The sequence below is a fragment of the Streptomyces sp. D2-8 genome (genome assembly GCF_023184515.1).
Lineage (GTDB): Bacteria > Actinomycetota > Actinomycetes > Streptomycetales > Streptomycetaceae > Streptomyces.
This window is the reverse complement of sequence record NZ_JAAHBP010000049.1, coordinates 1-7,079: the sequence shown is the minus strand read 5'-3', so window position 1 is coordinate 7,079 and position 7,079 is coordinate 1. Positions and strand designations below refer to the sequence as shown.

The window sequence follows — 7,079 nt, the reverse complement described above, 5'->3', positions numbered from 1 at the left end:
GCGCAGCGGCCGTTCTCTCGCACTTCGTTACTCGACATCTCGAAGCGTGGAGAACGGCCGCCCACGCTGTCCCGGGAAGAACCGCAGGTCAGCAGGACGAGTGACCTGCGATGTTAAACGCCAAGCTAAGTGAGCGTTTGGTTCTCGGTTGTCTGTTTCATTTGGCTTAGCTGTCGCGCCAGTTGGCGGTGGTTTCGTGGGTGAGTCGGCGGGTCATGAGGTTGATGGCGGCCAGTTGGATCATGGCGGCTGAGCGGTGGGGGTGGGTTTCGTAGTCGCGGGCCAGGCGGCGGTGGTGCATGAGCCAGCCGAGGGTGCGTTCGATGACCCAGCGGCGGGGCTGGACGTGGAAGCCGCGGGTGTTGGGGTCGCGTTGGACGATTTCGAGGTCGATGCCGAGGTGGGCGGCTTGTTCGATGGCTTTGGTTTTGTAGCCGTTGTCGGCCCAGGCTTTGGTGACGGTGGGGTGGCGTTCGCGGACGTCGGTCAGGAGTTGTGTGCCGGCGGTGGAGTCGTGGACGCTGGCGGCGGTGACGGCCACGGCCAGCAGGAGGCCGAGTGTGTCGGTGACGATGTGCCGTTTGCGGCCGATGATTTTCTTGGCTGGGTCGATGCCTTGGCTGGTCAGGGGGACGGTGGCGGAGGTTTTGATGCTCTGGCTGTCGATCAGGCAGGCGCTGGGCTCGCTCGAGCGGCCTTCAGCCTGGCGGACTTTGCCGCGTAACAGACCGGTGAGGTGGTCGAAGATGCCGTCGGCTTCCCAGCGGGCGAAGTAGCCGTAGACGGTCTGGTGGGGCGGGAAGTCGTGGGGCAGGTAGCGCCAGGGGATGCCGGTGCGGTCGACGTAGAGGATGGCGTTCATCAGGGCGCGCAGGTCGTGGGTGGGCTTGCGGATGCCGTTGCGGGCCTGACGCCAGGCTTCGAGGGTGGGGCGGATGAGTTCCCAGCGGGCGTCGGACAGGTCGCTGGGGTAGGGCCGTGAGGGCTTCATGATGCCTGGGTATGCGGTGGCGGCCAGCCTGAGCAGGGCGTGTGCGGGGGGTGTCGGTTGCACCGGGGCGTGCGTTTTGAATCTCACGTGAACCGGGAGGTTTCTAAATGAGACAGGAGCTCTTGTATGGAAACCGGCGCATAACTGGGCTACCGATTGCCGCAGAAGCCATTTTTCCGACGGATCGCTCGGGTCGGTGCTCATGTCTGGCCTTTGAAAATCGCCATGAACTATCCGGCAAGCGAACCAAACGCTCACTTAGAGGTCGTTTTCTCTAATAGGACACGGAGCCGACCGACAACGACCTCCTACCCGAGCCGGTCCTCCCCGAGCCTTGCTCTGTGTACCTTCGTAGCAGGCCGCGAGGTCTACACCCACGAGGCTTACCGAAAGGCACACTCAACATGACCGGGCAACGCGACCGTTGGGCGGAACTGACAGGCGGACAAGCCGGAGAGGCATACGCCCAGCGCTTCGCACGGCTCGCCGAATCGGGCCACGACATCCACGGCGAGGCTACATTCTGTGCCGCGCTGCTGAAGCCCGCAGCCCGGATACTCGACGCCGGCTGCGGCACCGGCCGGATCGCGATCCGGCTCGCCGAGCTGGGCCACCACTGCACCGGCGTGGACGTGGACCCCTCGATGCTCGCCATCGCCCGCCGCGACGCCCCCACGGAGGAGTGGCTCCTCGGCGACCTGGCCCGTTTGGATGCCCTCGGCTTGAATCCGGGCTTCGACCTGGCGCTCGCCGCCGGGAACGTCATCCCCCTGCTGGCCCTGGGTACCGAATCAACCGTCGTCCGGCAGCTGGCCGCGGTACTGCGTCCTGGCGGACTGCTGGTCACGGGCATGGGACTGGACGCGGCCCACCTGCCGCTGCCGGAACCGACGGTCACCCTTACGCAGTTCGACCACTGGTGCACCCAGGCCGGACTGACCCTGCGGCAGCGCTGCGCCACCTGGAGCGGCGATCCCTACTACGAAGGCTGCGGCTATGCCGTCAGCGTTCACTCCCGCCCCACCACATGAGTTTGCGCCCCGGTCCGCGACCGTCCCCCTCACCCACAGGGACGCCGGACTCGTCTCCCGCAGCGGCCTTCCATGCGTCCCATCGGTGTCCGGCAGCCCGATCTCGAACGTGACGACTTTCTCGTGCCGCAGGCGGACCGCCCGGGCGGAGTCGTTGCCGACGGCCTGGGCGATACGGTCGGCGGCCGCCGCCATGGCCGCCGGACCCTTCAGCCGGCGTTCGCCGCCGTCCAGATGCCGACGGTCGACGGGCCGACGGCGGCCAGACATCACGTGTCCGCTCTTGCGTGTTCGGCTTGTCCCTGCCGCCGAGCCCTCCTTATGTGGAATCGAGCCGGGCTAATGGTGCGGCCGATTGCAGAGGAAGCAGCCGTCCCAGAGCGGGAGCGCGCTGAGGGTGCGGTGGCGCACGCACGAGGCCCTCGCGGCCTCGTCCGGGCCGGGAAAGCCGCGTGCGGCGCTGCTGTCGGCGGGCGGGGTGCAGGACTCCACCATGGTCGTGAAGCGGTGCAGGTAGTCATGCACGCGGGGCGGGTGGTAGCCCAGCTCGCTCCAGCGATGTCCGCTCGCCGCGAGTGCTGTGGCACGCAGCACGAAGTCCTTCGCGCGGGCGCGTTCCCGCTCCGTCGCACCCCAGTCGAACTCCGCCAAGTCGAACCCGACGGCACCGCGCCCCATGACGTTCTGGTCCTGCAGGGTCAGCAGCGCCGCGAAGCGGAAGTCCCAATGCTCGGAGGCGAGATCGGACACGGCCAGCATCAGCACGTCGATGAGCGGCACCGCGGTGGCGCCATTGGACAGGTCCAGGTCGTGGCTACCCCCGGAGAAGATGTTGCTCACCGACCTATGATGCGATCCCGGCCCTCCACCTGCTTGGATTAGACGCATGACGGATGCGAGCACCGGCAAAGTGGTCGTGAACAGGGTGATGTCCCTCGATGGGTTCATCGCCGGTCCCGGCCACACGATGGACTGGATCTTCGAGCACATGACGTCGGCGACGTTCCCGGAGGTCATGGCGGCCACGGGCGCCATGCTCATCGGCCGGAGCACGTACGAGGTCGGCAAGCGCATGTCCGACGAGAACACCGACTACGACGGCGGGGCGCAGTTCGTCCTCACCCACCGCCCGCCCGACGAGCCGGACCCCAACGTCACCTTCCTCACCTGCGACATCGAGGAAGCCGTGGCCACGGCACGCCGCGCCGCCGGCGACAAGAACCTGGAGATCCTCGGCGCCGACGTGGCCGCCCAGTGCCTGCAGCGCGGCCTCGTCGACGAGATCCTGGTGTACGTGCTGCCGGTGCTGCTCGGCGACGGCGTCCGCTTCGCGCCGCCGGGCCTCGACCGGATCGACCTGGAACCGTTCAGCAACGTCCAGTCGGGCGGGGTCACCATGCTGCGCTTCCACGTGCGCAAGTAGGCACGGTCGCAACTACTAGCCTGCTGTCATGGCCCCCATCCCGTGGGGCAAGTTCCCCACTCTCGCTGAACGTCAACTGGCCCGACGGTGGCTGCAGTTCATGGCGAACATCGATCGGGCTTCCAGCACGGCTTTTGATCACGCTCGGAAGCCGGTGCGCTGACGTGCGTTCCTGCAGCGCCGGATCAGCGGTGCCGCGAGGAGCAGAATCCCGAAGATCACAGCGATCACGGCCGGACCAGCGGTATCCAGGGCGTCGGCAACGGCGCGCTGGATGCCGGCCGCCGCGTCGATGACGGGGTCGGTGGTGGCAGGGTCGCGCAGGGTGCGGATCTCGTACCAGCCGTAGTAGGCGACGTAGGCGCCCACCAGGAAGAGCAGGCCGCCCCCGAGCCGGGGGGCTATCGCGCCGAGGCGACGCAGCCGGGTGACGGCGGTGGTGCGGGTGAGGGCGACGGTCAACGAGGCGGCGCCGACGATCAGACCCATGCCGGCGGCGTAGGCCGCGAACAGGGCGATGCCGTCGGTGGTGGAGCCGCTGCGGAAGGCCGAGACGACGATGGCGAGGAACGGGGCGATGGTGCAGCCGAGCGAGGCGGTGGCATACGCCATACCGAACAGCGCCATCGAGGGCACGGACCGTGTGACGGCGGGGGCGCGGCGGAGCTTCGGGGCCAGGGTGGGCAGCTGGCGGCCGGCGAGGAGCCATGCGCCGGCAGCGGTGATGAGCAGGCCGAAGGCGATGGTGAACCAGGGCAGGTGCTGCTGGATCTGGCCGGCGACGGGCTGGATGACGAGTCCGAAAACGGCGAAGAAGGCGGCGAAACCAGCGGTCATCGCGGCGGTGGCGGCGAGCGCCCTGCCGAGGGCGACGGTACGGCTGGGGCTGTCGTCGCCCAGGACGAGCAGGGAGAGGTAGGCGGGCAGCAGGGCGAAGCCGCACGGGTTGACGGCGGCGAGCATCCCGGCACCGAGGGCGAGGGCGAGGGGCAGGTCGGCCATGGCGGGTTCAGCCGGTGAGGGCGGAGACCTTCTCCGCCAGCCCCTTGCCGCCATGGAGCACGCCCTTGTAGACGGTCTTTCCGGTCTGGTCGAGGATCACGTAGTAGCTCTGCTGACTGATCTCGAACCGCTTCCACACCTCGCCCTTCTCGTCGGAGAGGTGGGGGAAGGAGCCGGTGCCGGTGTCGGAGACGAAGGCGCGCATGGCGGCGTTCTTGTCCAGGCCCGCGACGCCGACGACGTTGGCCTTGCCCTGATGGTCGGAGGCGACCTTGGCGGTCTCGGCGGCCTGGCCCTTGCATGTGGGGCACCACGGTGCCCAGAACCACAGCACGGTGGGCTTGCCCGCGAGGGTCTTCGCGTCGAACGACTTGCCGTCCACCGTGGTGGCGGTGAAGGTCAGTGCCTCGGGCACCTTCACGCCCTCAGACCCCCCGCCGCTCGCGTCGGAGCCGGCGGACGACTGGGCCGGAGACGACGCCGTCGACGGGGAAGCACCCGTGTCGCCGGCGGATGCGGAGCCTTCCGAACCACACGCGGTCAGTGTGAGGAGGGCGGTGGCGAGGACAGCCGGGAGGAGGGTGCGTGCGCGCAAGGAGAACTCCTGAGGATCGGGATGATGCGAGGGTAGTCGTGGCTCCTGGGCGGGCGGCGGGCTGGAACCTTACGGATGGGTGACGTCAGCCGGATGCGTCCTTGAGCCGCTCGGCGTCGAGGACGGTGATGCGCCCGCGGGCCAGGCGGAGCAGGCCGTGTTCGGCGTATTCGCGCAAGACCTTGGTGCAGGTTTCGCGGGAGGTGCCGGCGAGGGCGGCAAGTTGTTCGTGGGTGAGGGCGATCTGCGGGTGGCGTCCGACCGACCGCAGGAGGCCTGCCGGGGCCTGGGCGCTGGTGAGGGTGGTCAGCGCGGTGGCGATGCGCTGGGCGACGGTTTTGAACACAGTGTCGGACAGGCGCTGTTCGAGGTCGGCCAGGCGGCGGCCGAGGATCGCGGTGATCCGTGCGGCGATGCAGGGGTCGGCCAGCAGCAGCCGATGGACGTCCGCGCGGCTCATCACGCACACGACGGTGTCGTCGAGGGCTTCGGCGTAGTTGTCGTGCCGGCATCCCCGTGTTGGCGGGCATGATCCACAGCGCGCCGATGTCCACCACGCCACGCCATAGGCCAGGCCGAGGCCGATGGCGGGCGTAGGGCGCTGCGCGAGGTGGCCGAGCACGATGCCGAACGTCGTGCCGGCGAACAGGGCGATGGCCAGGTGGATCAGCCAGCCGGCGAAGGCGTTGGTCGAGCCCAGCAGCCCGGCCACCATCGTGATCATCGCAGTGTCCATGACGGGCCGGGAGGCCGACATCCAGATGCCCATGCCGACGCCGCCGACGAGTCCGGCCGCTGCGCCCCAGACGGCGTGCACAGGGATCGCAGCGGTCTTGGAGGAGATGTGTGATGCCGTGGTCATGGTGATCGTCCCATCGGTCGGGGGGTTCTCCTGCTTCCGTCGCTGACGCTGGATCGGCTGGTGGGGTCAGGTATGTGACCGCCCTTACCTACGCGCCGGCAGTCCCGTGCGGCGTCCGGTTGAAGCCGACCGCCCGGAGTGGGTCCATGGAACTGACGTCGGCGAACAGGGCAGCTGATGGGTATCGACGTGACCGTGGAGCGGGTGATCTCGCTGCCTTGCGAGCAGGTGGCGGCGTACGCGATGGACTGGCGCCACGATGCCGAGTGGACCCAGGGCATCCGGACGGCGGAGCTGACCCGCGACGCCGATGCGGGCGGTTTCGGCGTCGGGGCGGAAGTGACACGGACGGCATACTTCCTGGGCAAGCGGATCGACTACGTGCTGCGGGTCGCCGCGTACGAGCCGCCGAGGCTGCTGGACATGGTCTCGGTCGCCGGACCGATGCCCATGCACGTCACCTACACCTTCGCCCCGCTCCCGGACGGCGGCACGCTCGCCCGGATCCGCGTGCGCGGTGACGCCTCCGGCCTGTACAGGCCGGCCGGACCGATGATGAGACGCAAGGTGCACTCGTCACTGGTCAAGGACCTCCAGGACCTTCAGCGGCAGGTGAGCCGCCGAACGGGAGGGTGAGGACGGCATGGCGTTCGACGAAGGACTCGCGGAACGCGTCCGGGCCCGGCTCGGCACGGATCCGGGCATCACGGAGAAGCGGATGTTCGGTGGGCTGGCGTTCCTGTACCAGGGCAACATGGCGGTCGGGGTGACCGGGGACGGGCTGATGGTCCGGGTCGGCCCCGACGCCACCGAAGCCGCCCTGGCCCGGCCCGGGACGCGGCCCTTCGACCTCACCGGGCACCCGATGCGCGGCTGGGTGGTCGTGGCCTCCTCCGCCGTGTCCGAGGACGAGGCCCTGGCCGGCTGGATCGACCAGGGGCACGCCTTCGCGGCGAGCCTGCCGCCCAAGTGACCCCTCCCGGCGGCAGGCCCCTCCACTCCCGGCCCCCTACTGCGGCGTGCGGGCGCTGTCACGTTGGTTAGCTGGTGGGATGATCTTCTGGTTGATCGTGCTGGAGGGGGTTGTTCGTGGGGGCCGTGTCGCCGTCGTACAAGGGGCACCGGTACCCGGTCGAGGTGATCTCCCACTGCGTGTGGCTGTACTTCCGCTTCCC

Annotated in this window: 9 protein-coding genes and 1 pseudogene; 5 read left to right on the top strand and 5 right to left on the bottom strand. The window is 68.8% G+C overall.

Going from position 1 to position 7,079, the window contains the following annotated elements; genetic code table 11:
- Nucleotides 1-166 precede the first annotated feature (166 nt).
- Entirely contained in the window at nt 167-991 is an 825-nt protein-coding gene (locus G3I77_RS40270) for an IS5 family transposase (RefSeq protein ID WP_248512398.1), read from the bottom strand.
- Between the two features lie 404 nt (nt 992-1,395).
- Here G3I77_RS40270 and G3I77_RS40265 point away from each other — a divergent pair, with 404 nt between their 5' ends.
- Complete coding sequence (locus G3I77_RS40265; RefSeq protein WP_248512396.1) at nt 1,396-2,022, top strand: bifunctional 2-polyprenyl-6-hydroxyphenol methylase/3-demethylubiquinol 3-O-methyltransferase UbiG; 627 nt, start codon at nt 1,396-1,398, stop codon at nt 2,020-2,022.
- Between the two features lie 339 nt (nt 2,023-2,361).
- On the opposite strand, the gene G3I77_RS40260 is transcribed toward G3I77_RS40265, so the two are convergent.
- Nucleotides 2,362-2,862 (bottom strand): hypothetical protein, encoded by a 501-nt coding sequence (locus G3I77_RS40260; RefSeq protein WP_248512395.1) that lies wholly within the window; start codon nt 2,860-2,862, stop codon nt 2,362-2,364.
- A 46-nt stretch (nt 2,863-2,908) separates the two neighbouring features.
- On the opposite strand from G3I77_RS40260, the gene G3I77_RS40255 reads away from it, so the two are divergent.
- Nucleotides 2,909-3,445, top strand: a complete 537-nt coding sequence (locus G3I77_RS40255) for a dihydrofolate reductase family protein (protein WP_248512393.1) — start codon at nt 2,909-2,911, stop codon at nt 3,443-3,445.
- A 138-nt stretch (nt 3,446-3,583) separates the two neighbouring features.
- Here G3I77_RS40255 and G3I77_RS40250 read toward each other — a convergent pair whose 3' ends face one another.
- The 3 genes from G3I77_RS40250 to G3I77_RS40240 all read right to left on the bottom strand — a co-directional run bounded on the left by G3I77_RS40250 (nt 3,584) and on the right by G3I77_RS40240 (nt 5,904).
- Nucleotides 3,584-4,447 (bottom strand): cytochrome c biogenesis CcdA family protein, encoded by an 864-nt coding sequence (locus G3I77_RS40250; protein ID WP_248512391.1) that lies wholly within the window; start codon nt 4,445-4,447, stop codon nt 3,584-3,586.
- Nucleotides 4,448-4,454: 7 nt separating this feature from the next.
- A complete protein-coding gene (locus tag G3I77_RS40245; protein WP_248512389.1) occupies nt 4,455-5,042 on the bottom strand; it encodes a redoxin domain-containing protein in 588 nt (195 codons plus the stop codon).
- A gap of 85 nt (nt 5,043-5,127) precedes the next feature.
- Nucleotides 5,128-5,904, bottom strand: a complete 777-nt coding sequence (locus G3I77_RS40240; RefSeq protein WP_248512387.1) for a Crp/Fnr family transcriptional regulator — start codon at nt 5,902-5,904, stop codon at nt 5,128-5,130.
- A 177-nt stretch (nt 5,905-6,081) separates the two neighbouring features.
- Here G3I77_RS40240 and G3I77_RS40235 point away from each other — a divergent pair, with 177 nt between their 5' ends.
- From G3I77_RS40235 to G3I77_RS40225, 3 genes and pseudogenes are all read left to right on the top strand, one after another.
- On the top strand, nt 6,082-6,540 hold the full coding sequence (locus G3I77_RS40235; RefSeq protein ID WP_248512385.1) for an SRPBCC family protein: 459 nt from the start codon (nt 6,082-6,084) through the stop codon (nt 6,538-6,540).
- Nucleotides 6,541-6,547: 7 nt separating this feature from the next.
- The gene (locus tag G3I77_RS40230; RefSeq protein ID WP_248512383.1) at nt 6,548-6,877 is read left to right on the top strand and encodes a TfoX/Sxy family protein; all 330 of its coding nucleotides are present in this window, start codon (nt 6,548-6,550) and stop codon (nt 6,875-6,877) included.
- Nucleotides 6,878-6,993: 116 nt separating this feature from the next.
- Nucleotides 6,994-7,079, top strand: a pseudogene (locus tag G3I77_RS40225) (IS6 family transposase); the annotation flags it as partial.

Bases quoted from the DNA above. Each gene is read 5' to 3' on its own strand.
- G3I77_RS40270 (WP_248512398.1), bottom strand. From the start codon at position 991: ATGAAGCCCTCACGGCCCTACCCCAGCGACCTGTCCGACGCCCGCTGG.
- G3I77_RS40255 (WP_248512393.1), top strand. From the start codon at position 2,909: ATGACGGATGCGAGCACCGGCAAAGTGGTCGTGAACAGGGTGATGTCC.
- G3I77_RS40230 (WP_248512383.1), top strand. From the start codon at position 6,548: ATGGCGTTCGACGAAGGACTCGCGGAACGCGTCCGGGCCCGGCTCGGC.
- G3I77_RS40240 (WP_248512387.1), bottom strand. From the start codon at position 5,904: ATGACCACGGCATCACACATCTCCTCCAAGACCGCTGCGATCCCTGTG.
- G3I77_RS40235 (WP_248512385.1), top strand. From the start codon at position 6,082: ATGGGTATCGACGTGACCGTGGAGCGGGTGATCTCGCTGCCTTGCGAG.
- G3I77_RS40265 (WP_248512396.1), top strand. From the start codon at position 1,396: ATGACCGGGCAACGCGACCGTTGGGCGGAACTGACAGGCGGACAAGCC.
- G3I77_RS40250 (WP_248512391.1), bottom strand. From the start codon at position 4,447: ATGGCCGACCTGCCCCTCGCCCTCGCCCTCGGTGCCGGGATGCTCGCC.